Origin of the sequence: Rufibacter glacialis (assembly GCF_008271745.1) — a bacterium.
Lineage (GTDB): Bacteria > Bacteroidota > Bacteroidia > Cytophagales > Hymenobacteraceae > Nibribacter > Nibribacter glacialis.
This window is the reverse complement of sequence record NZ_VKKZ01000023.1, coordinates 263,599-280,727: the sequence shown is the minus strand read 5'-3', so window position 1 is coordinate 280,727 and position 17,129 is coordinate 263,599. Positions and strand designations below refer to the sequence as shown.

The 17,129-nt window shown below is 51.1% G+C and carries 15 protein-coding genes and 1 pseudogene; 3 read left to right on the top strand and 13 right to left on the bottom strand.

Features of this window, described 5'->3' with window-relative positions:
* Nucleotides 1–168 precede the first annotated feature (168 nt).
* Both FOE74_RS17155 and FOE74_RS17150 read right to left on the bottom strand, forming a co-directional pair.
* Nucleotides 169–2,646 carry an outer membrane beta-barrel family protein gene (locus FOE74_RS17155; protein WP_149099861.1) on the bottom strand — a complete coding sequence of 826 codons (2,478 nt, stop codon included), beginning with the start codon at nt 2,644–2,646 and terminating at the stop codon, nt 169–171.
* A 116-nt stretch (nt 2,647–2,762) separates the two neighbouring features.
* A complete protein-coding gene (locus FOE74_RS17150; protein ID WP_149099860.1) occupies nt 2,763–3,017 on the bottom strand; it encodes a hypothetical protein in 255 nt (84 codons plus the stop codon).
* Nucleotides 3,018–3,058: 41 nt separating this feature from the next.
* Here FOE74_RS17150 and FOE74_RS17145 point away from each other — a divergent pair, with 41 nt between their 5' ends.
* Complete coding sequence (locus FOE74_RS17145) at nt 3,059–3,406, top strand: hypothetical protein (protein WP_149099859.1); 348 nt, start codon at nt 3,059–3,061, stop codon at nt 3,404–3,406.
* A gap of 97 nt (nt 3,407–3,503) precedes the next feature.
* Here FOE74_RS17145 and FOE74_RS17140 read toward each other — a convergent pair whose 3' ends face one another.
* Complete coding sequence (locus tag FOE74_RS17140) at nt 3,504–3,728, bottom strand: hypothetical protein (protein WP_192576631.1); 225 nt, start codon at nt 3,726–3,728, stop codon at nt 3,504–3,506.
* A gap of 428 nt (nt 3,729–4,156) precedes the next feature.
* Nucleotides 4,157–6,580 carry an ABC transporter permease gene (locus FOE74_RS17135; RefSeq protein ID WP_149099857.1) on the bottom strand — a complete coding sequence of 808 codons (2,424 nt, stop codon included), beginning with the start codon at nt 6,578–6,580 and terminating at the stop codon, nt 4,157–4,159.
* Nucleotides 6,581–7,118: 538 nt separating this feature from the next.
* Here FOE74_RS17135 and FOE74_RS17130 point away from each other — a divergent pair.
* Together FOE74_RS17130 and FOE74_RS17125 are read left to right on the top strand one after the other, a co-directional pair.
* The gene (locus FOE74_RS17130) at nt 7,119–8,477 is read left to right on the top strand and encodes a sigma-54-dependent transcriptional regulator (protein WP_149099856.1); all 1,359 of its coding nucleotides are present in this window, start codon (nt 7,119–7,121) and stop codon (nt 8,475–8,477) included.
* Complete coding sequence (locus tag FOE74_RS17125) at nt 8,467–9,822, top strand: sensor histidine kinase (protein WP_149099855.1); 1,356 nt, start codon at nt 8,467–8,469, stop codon at nt 9,820–9,822. The genes FOE74_RS17130 and FOE74_RS17125 overlap by 11 nt, the downstream gene beginning before the upstream one ends.
* 608 nt (nt 9,823–10,430) lie before the next feature.
* Here the strand turns inward: FOE74_RS17125 and FOE74_RS17120 are convergent.
* The 9 genes and pseudogenes from FOE74_RS17120 to FOE74_RS17080 form a co-directional block, all read right to left on the bottom strand.
* Nucleotides 10,431–11,621 (bottom strand): MFS transporter, encoded by a 1,191-nt coding sequence (locus tag FOE74_RS17120; RefSeq protein WP_308422720.1) that lies wholly within the window; start codon nt 11,619–11,621, stop codon nt 10,431–10,433.
* A gap of 84 nt (nt 11,622–11,705) precedes the next feature.
* Complete coding sequence (locus tag FOE74_RS17115) at nt 11,706–12,032, bottom strand: DMT family transporter (protein ID WP_149099854.1); 327 nt, start codon at nt 12,030–12,032, stop codon at nt 11,706–11,708.
* Nucleotides 12,033–12,102: 70 nt separating this feature from the next.
* Nucleotides 12,103–12,666 (bottom strand): Crp/Fnr family transcriptional regulator, encoded by a 564-nt coding sequence (locus FOE74_RS17110; RefSeq protein ID WP_149099853.1) that lies wholly within the window; start codon nt 12,664–12,666, stop codon nt 12,103–12,105.
* A 40-nt stretch (nt 12,667–12,706) separates the two neighbouring features.
* A pseudogene (map, locus tag FOE74_RS17105) lies at nt 12,707–13,471 on the bottom strand (type I methionyl aminopeptidase).
* Between the two features lie 490 nt (nt 13,472–13,961).
* A complete protein-coding gene (locus FOE74_RS17100; protein WP_149099852.1) occupies nt 13,962–14,387 on the bottom strand; it encodes an SRPBCC family protein in 426 nt (141 codons plus the stop codon).
* A gap of 96 nt (nt 14,388–14,483) precedes the next feature.
* On the bottom strand, nt 14,484–15,056 hold the full coding sequence (locus FOE74_RS17095) for a hypothetical protein (protein ID WP_149099851.1): 573 nt from the start codon (nt 15,054–15,056) through the stop codon (nt 14,484–14,486).
* A gap of 77 nt (nt 15,057–15,133) precedes the next feature.
* Nucleotides 15,134–15,586, bottom strand: a complete 453-nt coding sequence (locus tag FOE74_RS17090) for an HAD family hydrolase (RefSeq protein WP_149099850.1) — start codon at nt 15,584–15,586, stop codon at nt 15,134–15,136.
* Nucleotides 15,587–15,670: 84 nt separating this feature from the next.
* On the bottom strand, nt 15,671–16,120 hold the full coding sequence (locus tag FOE74_RS17085) for a hypothetical protein (RefSeq protein WP_149099849.1): 450 nt from the start codon (nt 16,118–16,120) through the stop codon (nt 15,671–15,673).
* Between the two features lie 85 nt (nt 16,121–16,205).
* Nucleotides 16,206–17,000, bottom strand: a complete 795-nt coding sequence (locus tag FOE74_RS17080) for a thymidylate synthase (protein WP_149099848.1) — start codon at nt 16,998–17,000, stop codon at nt 16,206–16,208.
* Between the last annotated feature and the right edge of the window lie 129 nt (nt 17,001–17,129).

The window sequence follows — 17,129 nt, the reverse complement described above, 5'->3', positions numbered from 1 at the left end:
TCGCATAGGAACCGGTCTCCCAAAGGCCTTTTGCCCGACCCCGCCTCTTTTTTAAGGGCCTATTCACAAAAATAGCCCAGAAACCAAAAGAAAAGCCTCTCTCTGTTCTCTGGAAGCAGAGCGCAGGGAGAGGCCACCAAGACCAGAGGCGTTTCCGGCTTGTTTCTATTAGGTGCGGTTCAATTCATCCAGGCTGTTGGTGCGGCGTTTGGGATCGAATTTCTGGCCGCGGCTGAAGTTGTAGCGCAGGGTCACGCCTACGCTGCGGTTGTAGAAATACTGGTCGAAGTCATTGATGTTGCGGCCCAGGCGGGCGTCAAAGCGCAGGCGGTAGGTTCTGAAGATGTCGTTCGCGTTCACGCTCAGGTCCAGTTTCTTGTCCAGGAAGCTTTTCTTGAAGCCCAGATGCACCCACCACATGGGCGCGATCTTGTACAGGCCTGAGACGCCCGCACTCCGCACCACCCCATTCACTTCCATCTGCACGCCCAGGGGCAGCAGGATGTTATGGTTCGTCTGCAGCACATACAACACCTGCGAGTTGACTTCCTGCACGTTGTCTACCATCATCCTGAACTCATTGTAAGACACGGTCATGGTGTTATTGGTGTCCCACTTCTTGGTGATTTTGATGGGGGCAATGGCGGCCAGGCTGAAGTTCTGCGAGTTGTCTACGTTGCCCACGGTGTAGATGGTGGTGGCGTTCTCCACGTCCAGGAAGGGGAGTTCAGAGATCACGTCTTGCAGGCGCTGGTAGTTGAACACCAGGTTGTAGTCTTTCTTAAAAGTCTGCGTGATGCCCAGGGCGTGGGTGTACTGCGGGCGCAGGTACGGATTGCCCTGCCAGTAGGTATAAGGGTCGCGGTAGATGATGAACGGATTGAGGTTGCCGTAGTTGGGGCGCTGGATGCGGCGGCTGTAGCTGTAGCTGACCTGGTAATTCTCAGAGACCTTCTGCTGCACAAAAATACTGGGGAACAAATTCAGGTAATCACGTTTGGTTACTTGGCCCGTAGTCAGCTGTTCTCCCTTGGAAATGGTTTCCTCGGCCCGCAGGCCCGCCTGCACCGTGTACCGTTCCCCAAGTTTGTGGTTCCAGTTCACGTAGGCCGCCAGAATATTCTCACTGTACAGAAAGTGGTTCGTGCGGTTGGGGTCCAGCACCAGGCCCTGGTTGTTGAAAAAGAACCTGGAATCGTTGTCAGACACCACCCGGCTGGCCTTGGCGCCCAGTTCCAGTTTCCCCAGCCGTTTCAGCTTTTTGGCGAAATCCACCTTGCCCGAGTAAATGTCAAAGCCGTTGTCTGAGTTGGCGTGCAGAAAATCCTGGGTAATGGGCTGGGCAGGGTCTACGGCCCCGAAGTAGTTGAAGAAATCTGAGTGCCCAGCATTGGTGATCTTCACAAAGTCCACGTCAGCGGAGAGCGTGGAGCCCAGGGTGTCTAGTTTGGCAACGTAATGCAGATTGGTGGTGAAGTTGGTAAAGGTATTGGTGACATAGTTATTGGCTTTGATGAACTGATCTGGTTGCTGCGGGGCGTTGCCGATGAAGGTTTCGGTATTGAAGTCTTCCCACCGGGTGTTGCGGTTAAAGTAAACCATGCCGCCAATGCTGTGCTTGTCATTGAGGGTATAGTCCGTGCCCAACCGGAGCACCGGCGGGCCCAGGTTCTTGCTTTTCCCGAAGGCCTCCTGGTTAAAATAGGTGGTCTCCTCTTCCTGGAAGAACACCCGGGTAAAGGTACCGTCGCGGTTATAGGCCCGGCGCTGGTACTCCAGGCTCATAAAGGAATTCCATTTACCCGCCTTGTAGTTCATGTTGCCGCCCACAGTGGCCGCCACCTGCTTGAAGTTATAGGTGGACGTGCCAAACACGCTCCCATTTATTCCGCGCAGCTCGTTTTTCTTCAGGTTGATGTTCAGGATACCCGACACCCCTTCGGCATCATACTTGGACGAGGGGTTGGTGATAATCTCAATGTTCTTGATGTTCTCCGCTGACATGCTTTGCAACAGGTTGCGCAGATCCGTCGCCGACAGATAGGTCAGCTTGCCGTCCAGCATCACGGTCACCCCTCCCCGGCCGTTGAGTTGGATGTTGCCGTCCTGGTCTACAAACACGCCCGGCGACTTAGCCAACACATCAAAGGCCGTTCGGCCCGCCGCCAGGGCCGTGCCCTCAATGCTCACCACCAGTTTATCGGCTTCCTGCGTGATGCGGGGCCTGAGGCCAGTCACGGTCACTTCTTTAAGGTTGGTGGTAGCCTGGGAGAGCTTCATGGCCCCCACCCGCACCTCTGGCGCTCCTGGTGCCACGGTCACCACCGGACTTGTTTTGGTTTTGTACCCAATGAAGCTGAACGACAAGACATAGTCCCCAAAGGCCACGTTCTGGAACGAATACCGGCCCTGGGCATCTGTGAGAGTGCCACCCACGGCGGTGTTGGTACCCTTCTGCAGCAACGCCACGGTGGCAAATTCAAAGGGCTTACCCGTAAGTGAGTCGGTGAGCTGGCCAGAGATGGCCCCGGTGGCGGCGGGCGCGGTGACCGCAGGGGCTGGTGGTGTGGTTTGCCCCCAGGCCGCCCCAAAAAAGTTCAGGCAAAGGCATACCAGTCCCAGCAAAAAGAGGGCTCTTTTTTTCATAGGAGAAGAAAATTTAGACGTTTATGTTAGAAGATCGGGTTCTGGTGAGGCACTTTAAAAGATAGACACCAGAAAAACCAAACCGTTGCACAGGACTCTCCATTAGGAGTAATAATTTATTTCCCCGCAGAAGGGGCAGGTGCCTTTTCAGCCTGCTTTTGCGAAACAAGGCCTAAAACGCAGGAAGGCCGCAGCAGACAAACACCTTTGGGTTTGATCAAACCAAGGAAAAAGAAGTGCCGCTTCACTGCTTTTCCTTGGGTGGCTGAATTCCTTAAAACTGCTTTATTCCAAGTGAATACCGCATAAAAAGCATCACCAATTAAAACCATCAGCCCTGAGAATGAGGCGGAATAGTTGCCTGTTTTCAAGCTAAATTTTAACCATGGAATGAATAATCTTATATTGCAAAATGTTTGCGAATGAACTTAGGTTAGGGAATATCGTTTTGGAGGCTGGGAAACCCGTGGCCCTGGACGTACCCAAACTCATCTCTATCTTACAAGGCCAGGAAGTCGCCTTTGAGCCCATGCCCCTCACGGTGGAATGGCTTTCCGGCGCTACCTATAATGAACTGGAGCATGAATACACATTCCAGGAGTTGAGCCAATGGGCTCTAGACCCTGAGTACAAGGAGATTGTGTTCAATGGCGGTTACATTGCCACCAGTGCCCCGGTAGAGTATGTGCACCAGCTCCAGAATTTCTTTTTTGTGATGACGGGTCAAGAGTTAGCCCTACCCCTGGAGGCATTTCAATAGCTTCTCTCCTTTTCCGCCTCCGGTTTCGGGCCTGCTTTCCTAGAAACAAACCCAAAACGGGGCAACACCAGCTCTCTTCAAGCTTCTTTCAATTCCCTTATTCTTGGGCCGCCCGTTGCGCTTCTTCCAGCCCCTGTGGGGTGAGGCGGCAGAAAAGCATCATTTCCGGGCTCTGGTCCAGTTCCACCAGCTTCTTGAGGCTCAGATCCCGTATCTCCTGCTCTATCTCTCCCAAAGAGAGGCCAGGGGTTTTCTCTGAGATAGCGGCGGCATCAATAGGCCAGCTGGTTTGATTTTCTTGGTCTTTCACTACGGCATACATTGCTTTTAAAATTCTCTTCTCCTTGGCCATATCGGTTATCGGTTAAAGGCTGTTGTGGTGAATTTTCTTCTTTTGGTATCCCTGATGTACGAAAGAAGAAACCAGAAGGTCAACAACACGATAAGCCCACCCCCCAGAAATAGGTTCTGTCCCAATTCCAATAGGATTTTCTGTTGGCATCTTGCACCTATTACCTTTATCACCTCCTGCCTCCCAGCCAAACAATTAGATCCTTCATTTTGAAAGCAGTAGAAAAACAATAACCCAGACGATGAGCCTTAAAATAGGCTGATAACCCTAGATGACAAAAGTTTACCACCACCAAGATAACCTACTTGTCACTAATAGCTTATCAGACAACAACTACTTCACATCTTTAACTTGTAGCAAGGTCAGGGATAGTAAAAGACCCACTCTGCTCCACAGCCTTAATCCATTCTTAGGTTTTTCACGGGATTGAGGGTGGCGGCTTTGAGGGCCTGGTAACTGACGGTGAGGAAAGCCACCAGGGCGGCCAGGGCAAAAGCGGCCAGAAAGGCCCAGACGGGAATCTCTATGCGGTAGGCAAAGTCTTCCAACCACTTGCTCATGGCGTACCAGGCCAGGGGCACGGCCAGTAACCCGGCAATCAGCACCAGTTTCAGGAAATCCTTAGAAAGCAGGGTCACAATGGAAGAAGTCTCCGCGCCCAGGATTTTCCTGATCCCGATCTCTTTTTTCCGGCGTTCGGCCGCGTAGGCCGCCAGCCCGAACAAGCCCAGGCACCCCACAAAAATAGCCAGTCCCGTAAAGATCCAGAGCAGCGACCTCAGCTTGTCCTCTGCCTTGTACATGACCTCGAAGTTCTCATCCATGAACTTGTACTCCATGGGGTACTCCGGCGAGAAATCATCCCACACGTTTTTGACATGGCTCATGGCCCCTTCCACCTGGTCGCTCTTCAGTTTTACGGCTACTTTCCAGTTGGCTCCCGGGAAAATCTGCAACACGGTAGGGTCCACTTTGTCAAAAAGGCTCTTGAAATGGAAGTCCTTCACCACGCCAATCACCTCGCCCCGCTTCAGGGAATCAGGCTTGTCTGACCACACCTTCCACTCCATCTTCTGGCCCAGGGCTTTCTCGGGGGTTCCGAATCCCATGTCGCGCACGGCGGTCTCATTGATGATAAACGCGGCGTCTTTGTCGGTGGGGCGGTCTTTGGAGAACGGACGGCCCGCTACCATCTGCAGGCCCAACGTGTTGATGTAGTCATGGTCCACCATAAGCTGCGTCACCGAATGGTGCACCCACTCCCCGTTCTTGAGCACCTCTATGGCATCGCCGGCCGTGGCGTCACCCGGAAACCCGTACCCAATGGAGACGTTGGCCACGCCCGGCGATTTCAGTAACTCCCGCTTGAAGGTCTCATAGTTGGTGAACATGTTTTCGCCGCGCATGGGAAAGAACAGGATCTGGTCCTTGTTGAAGCCCAGGTCTTTGTTGTGCAGGAATTCCACCTGCCGGTACACCACCAAGGCACTGATGATAAGGAAGATGGAGAGCGCAAACTGCACCACAATGAGGCCGTGCCGCAGCCAGGGCGTTTTGCCCGGACCACCGTCGCTCACAGCGGCCCCTTTCAGCACCGCCACCGGCTTGAAACCGGCCAGCACCAGGGCCGGGTACAGGCCCGCCAGAATGCCCACCACCAACACCAGGGCCAGCAGCAGGAGCAACAAAGCAGGTTGGCTGAACACGTTGAACGTCATCTCTTTCTCAGTGAAGGTGTTGAGCCAGGGCAGAAACAGGGACGTAAGCGCCGCCGCGAAGACCACGCTGATCAACGTCAGCAGCAAGGTCTCTGACAAGAACTGCAACAACAACTGCTTCCGGCTGGCGCCGATGGTCTTGCGGATACCCACCTCCTTGGCCCGCTGCAATGATTTGGCCGTGGACAGGTTCACAAAGTTGAAACAGGCAATGAGCAACAGGAAGGCGGCAATAATGCTCAGGGCCTTGACATAGGTGATGTTTCCCCGGATGGCCTGGTCAAACTTGAAACTCGCGGAGTACAGGTGCACCTGGTGCAGCGGCTGGAAGAAGGGCTCGTACTTGAAGGGCTTCTCTGTTTCCGGGTCTACCTGCTTTTTCACCAGTTCCCGGAATTTGCCCAGCATAAAGGCAGGGTCTGTCCCTTCCTTGACCTTTACATAGGTGTAGAACTGCTGCCAGCCCCAGTTCTTCATGCGGTCCGGGGGAAGCTCCATGGCCGCCAGGGGCCGCACGTAGTTCACCGGCAAATGGAATTTGGGATTGCTGGCGAACACGCCTTTCACCAGCAGGGTCTGCTTGTTGATGGAAACCTTCTGGCCCACCGGGTCACCGTTCCCGAACACTTTTTGGGCAAACTTATCAGAAACCACCACCGACGTAGGATCTTCCAAGGCTTTCTCTGGCGAACCGTACACAAAGGGCAAGGGAAATACCTGGAAGAAGCCCGGGTCAGCGGCCAGACCGCCTTTCTCATAGATCCGTTGGTCTCCGGCCTCTACCAGGCTCTGGGCGTCCCATTGCTGCATGAGAATCCGCACCACCGTCTCCGCTTCCGGAAAACTTTCCTGAAGGGTGGTGCCAAACATAGGCGGCACGCTGGTGATCACGTCATTGGCTTCTTCTGAGCTCACCTGGTTATACACCCGGTACACCCGCTCGCCCTGCGGCAGGAACTTATCATACTGCAGCTCATCCACCACAAACAACCCAATGAGCAGGCAGGCCGTGATACCCAGGGCCAATCCGGCTATGTTGATGAACGAAAACCCTTTGTGCCTGATGAGGTTACGATAGGCTACTTTAAAGTAATTCTGGAACATATGCGTCTGTTTTAAGGGTCTTTTATGAAATCCACCTGGAAAACCTGAGGCCGCCAGAAGGCAATGGTTAATCTAACGCCGGACCTACCGCCCTTACCTTATTCCCTTGAAGCCGCTTCTCCGCTTTCCCGTCACGGACTTCTGATCATCCACTTCTGGCAGTGAGCAACTCATTTTGGAGGTCGTTTCAGGAAAATGCACAAGAAATGCCAAAGCCATTTCTGCTTTATTCTCAGCAACTTATGAAATTACTTCCAGAAAAACCTGTGCAGATCCGCACTGAAGGTGTGCGTTTTCGCACGGGGTGGCACCGTCAAAGGCGCCAAAAACATTAATGTTCAAGCAGTTGCAAGAATGGCATAATAATCGTTTTTTAGCTAAGCCCGGAACAGGCTTCCCCCCGTGACTATTTACGCCCTGCTCTGTGGTGCAACCCTGGGCTTTTTCCGCTTCTTTTAAGAAAATAGGTTCTAAAGGGACTTAAAGGCTAATCCCATAGAATGATGTTATGGTCACCCACCTTCCAAAGTAGAAACCCATGCAGTTGAAGAAAGCCACCGTTCTGGTGATTGATGATGACCCTGATGTGCTGACGGCGGTACGCTTACTTCTGCGGCCGCAGGTGAAGGAAATTGTGGCGGAGAAAAACCCGGCCAACCTGCCGTCTCTGCTGCGGCAATACGCCTTTGACGTGATCCTGCTGGACATGAACTTCGCCGCTTCCATCCATACCGGCAACGAAGGTATTTTCTGGCTCAAGGAAATCAAACGGCTCAAAGCGCAGGCTGCCGTGATCATGATCACCGCCTACGGCGACATTGACCTAGCCATCCGGTCGCTCAAAGAGGGGGCTTATGACTTCGTGGTTAAACCTTGGCACAACGAGCGGCTGCTGACCACCTTGCAAGAGGCTGTGAGCGGCAAGCAGAAAAGCCCCAAAGCAAATGGTCAAAGCTCCAGTGGCTCTTTGACGGCTCCTGAATTGCTGGGCGAGTCTGAGGCCATGCAAGACATCTTCTACAAGATCAAGAAAGTGGCCCCTACTGATGCCAACATCCTGATTCTGGGCGAGAACGGAACCGGGAAAGAACTCATTGCCAAAGCCATCCACCAGCATTCCCTGCGGGCGAACCAGCCGTTTGTGAAAGTAGACGTAGGTGCCCTCACCGAGTCTCTGTTTGAGAGTGAGCTGTTCGGGCACAAGAAAGGCGCTTTCACCGATGCCCGCGAAGAGCGCGCCGGCCGGTTTGAAGCCGCCGACAAAGGCACCATCTTCCTGGACGAGATCGGCAACATCTCTTTGCAGCAGCAGGCCAAACTTCTGAGCGTGCTGCAGAACCGCCAGGTGATTCGGGTGGGGTCCAATGAGCCCATCAACGTTAATGTGCGGCTGTTGTGTGCCACTAATGTGTCGCTCACAGATCTGGCCAGCGACGCGCGGTTCCGGAAAGACTTGATTTACCGCATCAACACCGTGGAGATTCTGGTGCCGCCCCTGCGCCAACGGGGCAACGACGTGCTGCTGCTGGCCCGCCACTACATGGCCCTTTACGCCGAAAAATATTTCAAAGGCCCGCTAGACCTCACCGCCCGGGCCATAGAGAAACTGAAAAACTACTCTTTTCCGGGAAACGTGCGCGAACTGCAGTACGCCATGGAGCGTGCCGTGATCATGGCCGATGACCAGGCGCTGGATGCCCGGGACATCATCTTCTCCCCTATTGAATCGGTGCAGCCGGAAAGCATCTTGCCCACCGCCACCAACCTGGAAGAACTGGAGCGGGCTACTATCATTAAAGTATTGGAGAAACATAACGGGGTGATGACCAAAGCGGCCAAGGAGTTAGGCATTACCCGCACCGCCTTGTACCGGAGACTGGGAAAATATGAGCTTTAAGAACTTCGAGGGAAAGTTACTGCTGCGGGTGCTCCTGCTGCTGGTGACCTTGAGCACTCCATCAGTGGCACTGGTGAACGGCTGGGCCGAGTTGCTGGTGTTCCTGGTGCCCCTGCTTATGTTCCAGGTGTATGAGCTGTACCATTTCCTGAAAAAGGCCCAGGAAGAACTGAACCTGTTCATTGAGGCCATCCAGTACCGCGACTTCTCCCGCTATTTCAGCGAAAAGCCTACCTCGCCGCAACTGCTGTACCTGCGCAAAGGCTTCAACCAGATCAACACCACGTTCAAAGCCATCAATCAGGAGAAAGAAACCCAGCACCAGCACCTGCAACGCATCCTGGAACTGGTGGAAACCGGCATCTTATCCTATGACCTGGAAAGCGGCGAGGTGGTGCTGTTGAACGAGTCGCTGAAGAAACTGCTCCAGGTGCCGTATCTGCGGTCGGTGCGTACGCTGGAGAAAAGGGACCCCAGCCTCTACGCCCAGATTTGTGCCTTGGCACCGGGCCCGGCCAAGATTGTTTTGATCCAGACGCCCAGCCTGGAAAGAAGCACCTATAAGTTCATGCTGAGCGCCACGGTTTTCCAGAACGAGGGCCGGCGGTACAAACTGGTAGCGTTCCAGAACGTGAACGATGCCCTGGAAGAAACCGAGTCTGAGGCCTGGCAAAAGCTGCTTAACGTGATGACCCATGAAATCATGAACTCCATTGCGCCCATCTCCTCCCTCGCTGACACTTTGAAAGACCGCCTCCAGGCCACCGTGGTGGGTGGGGTTTCTTCCCATGACCTGGAAGATTTGGAGGAAGGCATCAGCACCATTAAATACCGGAGCCAGGGCCTGCTGAAGTTTGCCCAAACCTACCGCAACCTGAGTAAAATCACCCACCTGCACCAGGAGAAGCTTTTGGTGGAAGACATTTTCCTGAACCTGCGCCGGCTCATGCACCCCTCGCTCGCCCAGAAGAACATCTCGCTGCAGTTGCTCCTGCATGAACCCCACCTCACCATAGAAGCCGACCCCAACCTGCTGGACCAGGTACTCATCAACCTGCTGGTAAATGCCATGGACGCGGTAAAAGAACAACCGGAGCCTCAAATCACCCTGGCGGCCTACTCCGCCGCTGACGGCAAAGTAGTCCTCAAGGTCACCGACAACGGCGTAGGCATGCCCAAAGAAATACAGGAGAAAATCTTCATCCCGTTCTTCAGCAGCAAGAAAAACGGCAGTGGCATTGGCCTGAGTCTGTGCAAGCAGATCATCATGCTGCACAAAGGCACCATTCAGGTACAATCTGAGGAAGGCAAAGGAACCACCTTCACCCTGCTGTTCCGGCATTAGAGGTTTCCTTGGTATTTGGGTGAAATGGTAATTTGAGAGGCGATCAGGAAACCGTAAAGCATTTTCTGCTATGGCGCGGATTTACTTCCGTAACTAACGGTTATCAAATGAAAAGACAAAGGAGACTCCAGGAAAAGGCGTATGATAACGGAATTCCCTCTCCCTCTGGTAGAGGGCTAGGGTGAGGGGCAGCGGCGCTCCATGGAAATAGCCTACCCATTTTGAACTACATTTCTATTAAAAGTCAAATGATGCATGGCCAAGGCTAATCTCATTTGAGACTTCTTCCCCTCATCCTAACCTTCTCCCTGAGGGAGAAGGAACGGCTGGCTTCCTTTTCAAGTCAGGTTTAAAGAAGGGAGCCTTTATACTGCTTGTATCGTCAGGCACGGAAGTAAATCCGCGCCAAAGTGGGGGTTTTCATCAGGTTATTTAAAACAAGGCTCTAAACCACTCTGAGTCTAATGGAAAACAATAATAAAGGTGGCGTCTCCAAACTCCCGGAAGTAGATCTGCGCCCCAGTGGGTGACGCCGAAACTGTCCTTTTCCCCTTGTTTTCAGAAAAACAGGCTTGAAAAGACTTTTCGTTTCCCTAGATGCAATCACCTTACCGCGCAGGCCTCCGCAGCAGGCGCCGCATGGCCAGCAGGCCCAGCAAGGGCCCAACAAACAGAATCAGGAACCAGAACCTGGCTGGTACTTCCGGTTGCAGGCTCCGCACCACCTGGATACTGACAATAGTGATGGCAAACCCAATAGAGTTGACAATGGTCAGCGCTGTGCCTTTGGCTTGCACCGGGGCCGCCTGCGCCACCAGCGTAGAGAACTGCGGGGAATCCATGACCACGGCCAGTCCCCAGACCACCAGCAAGCCTAGAAAAAGCGGCAAGGACAACTGAAAGGACCACGGCGACAACAGGCAGCAGACCATAGACACTGCTAATGCCCCGAAGGCCGTTCTGGCGCTTCCCACCTTTTCGGCTATATAGCCACCTAAAATGCAAGCCAGCGTTCCCGCCCCAATCACCCAGAAAGACAAAAGGGAGATTTTAAGTTCTACTGTAGGGTGCGCTTCCGCATAAAGGGCCAGCAGGACCGGTACAAAGGCCCAGAAGGTGTACAGCTCCCACATGTGCCCAAAATACCCGAAGGCCGCCGCCCTGAACTCCTTTTGCCGGAAAATCTGAAAAAAGGCCCGGAAATCTGGCCGGGTGCTTCGGCTTCGGAAGGGGCCGTCAGGGACCAGCGCCACCAGGGCAATTCCTCCAGCCAAGGCCAGGCCCGAGGTAGCCCAGATAACGTACCGCCACGGCAGCCCGTGGGTGAGGCTCTTGAGCAAATGGGGAAACGCCGTACCCAACACCAAGGCTCCTACCAGATACCCCAAGGCTTTTCCTAAACCCTTCTGGTGGTAATCTGCCGCTATTTTCATGCCCACCGGGTAAATGCCGGCCAAACAGAAACCCGCCACAAACCGGGACAGCAACAAGGTAGTAAAGCCTTCGGCTAGCAAGAGGCTCAGGTTAAACCCTGCCCCCGCCACCGCGCAAACCAGAAACACCTTAGACGGCGAGAACCGGTCTGAAAGGGTGAACACGGCAAACACCAACGTGCCCAGAATGAAGCCCAACTGCACCGCCGAGGTTAGATGTCCCAAGGAACCCGCACCTAACCCAAACTGCGGGACAAGGTTAGGCAGCACCGCATTCCCCGCAAACCAAAGGGAGGTGCAGGCAAACTGAGCCAGGACAATGGTAGGGAGGACATGGCGAGGAATGCTTGCGGAAGGTGGTATCAATTAGGTACCTGGTTAATTCCTGGGAAAATTAATGATATGACTCTTCGCGCTGACAATAAAGAGAGCAGCACAAGAATTGTTCTTTTAATGCGACACTGATTTCAAGCCGATGATGGAGCCAATAAGCGTAAAAAGGAAGAAGATTCTCCAAAAGGTCACCGGATCTTTAAAGAAAAAGATACCCATGAGGACCGTTCCTACGGCTCCAATCCCCGTCCAGACGGCGTAGGCCGTACCAATGGGCAAGGTCTGTACGGCTTTCATGAGTAAGACCATGCTTATGGTCAGGGAAACGAGGAACCCGCCATACCACCAATACATTTCATTTCCGGTAGTTTCTTTGGCTTTGCCTAAACAAGAAGCAAACGCTACTTCAAACAAACCAGCAATAATGAGGATAATCCAGTTCATACTTTTTTTGCCCCAAAGGTCAGGAGTAGAGCGGAGATTTGATTTACCAAATGGTAAAAACCACCAGAAATTACCTGATTTCTGCCCTGATCCGGCTGAGACTTCCCCTGGTAATGCCCAGGAAAGAAGCAATATGCCCTAACTGTACCCGCTGCACCAGGTCTGGGTTTTCCCTTAGTAATTGCTGGTAGCGTTCAGAGGCACTTCGGAATTGACGGGAAATCAGGCGTTCTTCTGTCTTGATCAATTCTTGTTCGGCAAAACGCCTTCCCCAGTTGGCCAGGTGCAGGTCTTCCACGAAGAGCTTCTGAAGGGTAACTGCTTTCAACTCGTACAGCACGCTCTCTTCCAACAGCTCAATGCTTTCATACCCCTTCTGGTTTTCAATGTAGCTCTTCATGGAGATGACCGGGTCCCCTTCCCTCCCGAACCAGAACGTCACCTCCTCTCCCCCTTGATACGCGAAAGCGCGGGCAATCCCTTTTTTGATAAAATAGAGGTTTGGTTCTATGTGGTCCGCCCTTATCAATAGGTGGCCTTTGGGATAGGTGACTTCTGCCAAGTGCCCTTTCATTATATCTTTAGAGGCACTGGGCAAAGGGTGAATACAATCCAAGATCTGGTCTAACTCCATTATATGCCGCTTCTCTTTAGCTGACAGCGTTCCATTCAGGCTACTCCCAAATACCATTCAGGTGGGTGAGGATAATGGGCTGATCATCTGTCACTACCAAGGTATGTTCATGTTGCACCACAAAACCGCCTTTGTTCCCCACCAGGGTCCAACCGTCTGGTAAGGTATTGGCCATGGTAGAATTGGTAGAAATGAACGTTTCCACGGCCACGACCGAGTTTTCCTTGAACCTGGTCGTATTAAAGCGATCATAGTAGTTGGCAATCTCACTGGGCTCTTCATGCAGCTTTCTGCCAATGCCGTGCCCAGTCAGATTTCGGATGACCTTGTAACCTGAATTTTTTGCCTCGGTTTCTATGAGCCGGCCTACCTCTGCAATGCGAACTCCGCCCTTGATGGTTTGCAGGGCTTTTTTCAAAATCCATTTAGAGGCATCTACCAGCTGTTGATGCTGGTGCAGGTCTTGCCCCACCACAAAAGAGCCGCCATTGTCGGCTCAGAAGCCGTTTAACTCCGCAGACACATCAATATTCACCAGATCTCCTTCCTGTAATATTCTGGTAGCAGAAGGAATACCATGGGCTACTTCATTGTTCACGCTGATACAGGTCCACCCCGGAAAGCCATAGGCCAACGCTGGCGCAGATTTCGCCCCCAAAGATTGAAGCAACTGTCCGCCGAATTCATCTATTTGTTTTGTAGACATGCCGGGCTGGGCAAACCGTCTCATTTCCTTCAGAGTAGTAGCCACTGCCTGGCTTACCTTCTCCATGCCTTCCCATTCCTGGTCTGTTGTAATAGACATGATCTTCTTAATTATTCGGGTTTCTGTTTTCTGATGACCGCCAATCCCACTGGGGAAAGATGCACCTAAAGACGGTCCATTCTTCCTTCGGAAGGTTTGGGTTTTCAGGATTCCCCTATCAAAAGTTGTCGTTTGATTATATCCCCGGACATCTCATATCTTTCCTCCGCTTCTGCGTTCCAAGCCGCTTGGTTAAAAGACTGCTCAGGATAATAAGAAACAGCAGGAAACAGAAGCAACATCACGACTCCATAAAGGCAGGGAGTAAGAACGGCCGTAGGAAGTAAGACCAAGGATTTTCTATGCAAGGCCGTGCCTATTCCTGCTTTTCTGAACACCTAAAGTAAAAGGTGATAAACTGGAATAGCCAATACTAGAAAGATAACCATTAGGTCTACCCTCATATCTAAAGGATCAGTTGGTGACAGCACTGGTGGGAAAGAGATTTTATTCCACGGAAGAAGTCAAGGTGAGGCCCTACCGGAGGTGGTTATTTGGCTTCTGTGTGTTTTTTAAAGTTTTCTAAGATGGCTTGCCACCCAGATCTTTGCAGGTCCAGCGAATTCAGGTCTTCTACCTCAAAGGTCTCCACCACCTTAGTCTCCTGGCCCAGTTCCGTAAAGGTTATGGTCACTTGTCTGTTGTCATCCAGCCTGTACTCAATACTTTCATGCGGCACTACATGGCCATAGGTACCAGAATAGTCAAACCCGAAGCTTCCGTCTTTTGCTTCCATTCTCCAGACAAAGCGCCCGCCGGGTTTCAAATCATTCTCCGCCGATGGGCAATGCCAGGCATCGGTGGCGAAATTCCATTGCGTGATGTGCTCTGGGGCAGTCCAAAGTTCCCACACCTTCTCTACGGGTGCCTGAACAGAGGTCTCAACAGTCACGGTAGTCAAGTCTTTCTTTTCCATTTTATTGCGATTGTAGCGTTAAATGCGACTTACCATTAACGAACTCGGCTAAATTGTGGCGTAGCAAAAGTTTGCCTGTGGGCCGAACTTTCTTGCTTAACCTATTCTCCACCAAGGTTTTTTCTCAATTTTATATCTGTTATAGCTGCCACCTGTTAACAGTTTTGAGTCAATATTATAAGTGAATTCAACCCATTGATCTTCCTCATTCATTGGGTCATAGGAGAGTCCAATGACAACATTATTCTCAAGCTTAAGGTCTTTCATTCCGTCCCAAGAAATTCTTTCACTATAGCAGTATTCTCCATTGGTCTCCATGATGGTTAGGTCAACCTGGTCCTGAAGAATGAGCCGGCCGTCTAAATTACTTATTGAATCAACATAGCCAGAACCAAAAACAGAAATAGGTTTTGTCTGGTCAGGATTCATTAGGTAGCAAGTCCCGCCAGCAATAACTAGCATGTTTTGGCTGTCCCTCAAATCAAAAACTCCCTTGAAATTCGTCCATCCCGGTTTAAAGTTAGCAACCCATTCATTCCCGTCAGATTGGTAGAATCGAATAGCAAATCCTTCTGAAAAGAAAGGTTCGTCATCACCAGTCACGGGTATGTACATCGGTCCGTAGGCTGGCAATGATTCTAGAATTTCGTATCGTTTCTTTTCTTTCAAATTCAGTTTCTGTTTTAAGGATACCCGCTCACCTCTGGGTTAAACAACGAGAAAGGCCGTCGGCCGAAGCATGGTTTTTATAAGAGGCCGTTAGCCCCTGTTTTTATTTTATTTAACCATTCAGTATCATCTTTTTTAATAATAATAGTCTGAAAGCTGAACTTATGCCCTTCCCGTTCTACGCCAGGTGAGTCATCAATATGTAAATTAATCTTAAATGCAGGTGGATATTTAGAACAACTGATGTGTCTTTTTGCTAATTCACGTCTATTCTCTTTTTCAGTAATTATAAAGTCGGGGCTAATTCCATAAGTTAATAAGTGAAGCCTCAATTTTAATTTAGGCCTATAAGAGGTGGTATAAATACCAACCTTATGACCTTGGTTCTTGAGATGTCTAATCAAATCACTTGCTCCGAATCTTATTCGCTCTACTCCCAATATTTTTTGCAAGACGTTTCTTTGCTCCGTAGGAAAGCCGGTATCACTTAGAGGAATCAAGGTATCATCCAAATCGAAGGAAATTATCATTTTAGTAGGTCCAAACGTACTTGTGTAAACGGCGGCAGAGGCCGGCGGTCGATCCTTGCGTTTACATGTTATTGAGCTACGTATTTAGTTATGGTTGCTCCAAAATATTTTATTGTTACTCAATGTGAACCGAAAAAAGTAGTTAAAAATCGTCGGCACGTCAAAATTAGGCTCAAAGGTAATCCATACATCTTCACTTTTTCTTTTGAGCACTAAGGCTGAAAGGAAATACATTCTTTTTAATTCCTTCTCAGTTCTTTGCCACTTTGTACCTGCAAAGCAACCATAGATGTGTTTATAAATAGCTTGCTCTGTGTTTTCAATATTCTCAGAAAATTGATTTAAAAATTCTATCTGTTTACTTGAGGGCGGAGAATTTCCCTCTACCTCAATCGTTAATTCTACAGTATGACTTTTAGAAATATTCTGAACGACCCCAAACCATTCATTATCGCTTTTGTCGGGATTCAATTCTAGTAAGCCAAATCCTTCTAATTCAAATACAGGTTCTCTATCTTTTCTTCCAAAGAACATTTCTTATTTAATATAAAGCCTAACCATCATATATCAGGAACTCCTCCGGTTATTGGACCTATATTATAGAGTTGAGACATATACATTACACCGCCACCGGCGCCTTAATCCCCGGCCAAGGTTCATACTCTTCCAGGGTAAAATCCTCGAAGTCAAACCCGAAAATGTCTTTCACGGCTGGGTTCAGTTTCATCTTGGGCAGGGGTTTTGGGGAGCGGGAAAGCTGGAGTTGAGTTTGCTCCAGGTGGTTCGTGTAGAGATGCGTGTCGCCGCCAGTCCAGATGAACTCGCCGGGCTCCAAGTCGCACACCTGGGCCACCATCATGGTAAGCAGCGCGTAGGAGGCAATGTTGAAGGGCACACCCAGGAACACATCTGCGCTGCGTTGGTAGAGTTGGCATGACAGCTTGCCGTTGGCCACGTAGAACTGGAAGAAGGCGTGGCAGGGCGGCAGTTTCATGTTGTTGACCTCGGCCACATTCCAGGCACTCACAATAAGGCGTCGGGAATCTGGGTTGCGCTTGATCTGGTCAATCACCTGGGCAATCTGGTCAATGTGCCCGCCGTCTGGTGTGGGCCAAGACCGCCACTGCGACCCGTATACCGGCCCCAGCTCCCCGTTTTCGTCGGCCCATTCGTTCCAGATGCTCACCCCCCGCTCCTGCAGCCACCGCACGTTGGTCTCGCCGCGTAGAAACCACAACAATTCATAGATAATGGACTTGAGGTGCACTTTTTTGGTGGTCACCAGTGGGAACCCCTCCTGCAGGTTAAACCGCATCTGGTAGCCAAACACACTAAGGGTACCGGTGCCTGTCCGGTCCTCTTTCTTCACCCCGTTGTCCAGAATGTGACGCATCAAATCTAAGTAAGCCTGCATGGTATTAAGTAGGTATTAGGATTTAAGATTAAGGAATGGGAGTGCCCCATTTGAGACTTGAAGATAGGAAAAACCGGTTACTCCCAAAGACTCCACCAGAAAGTCATGGCCTCTTTTGGGGCAATTTTT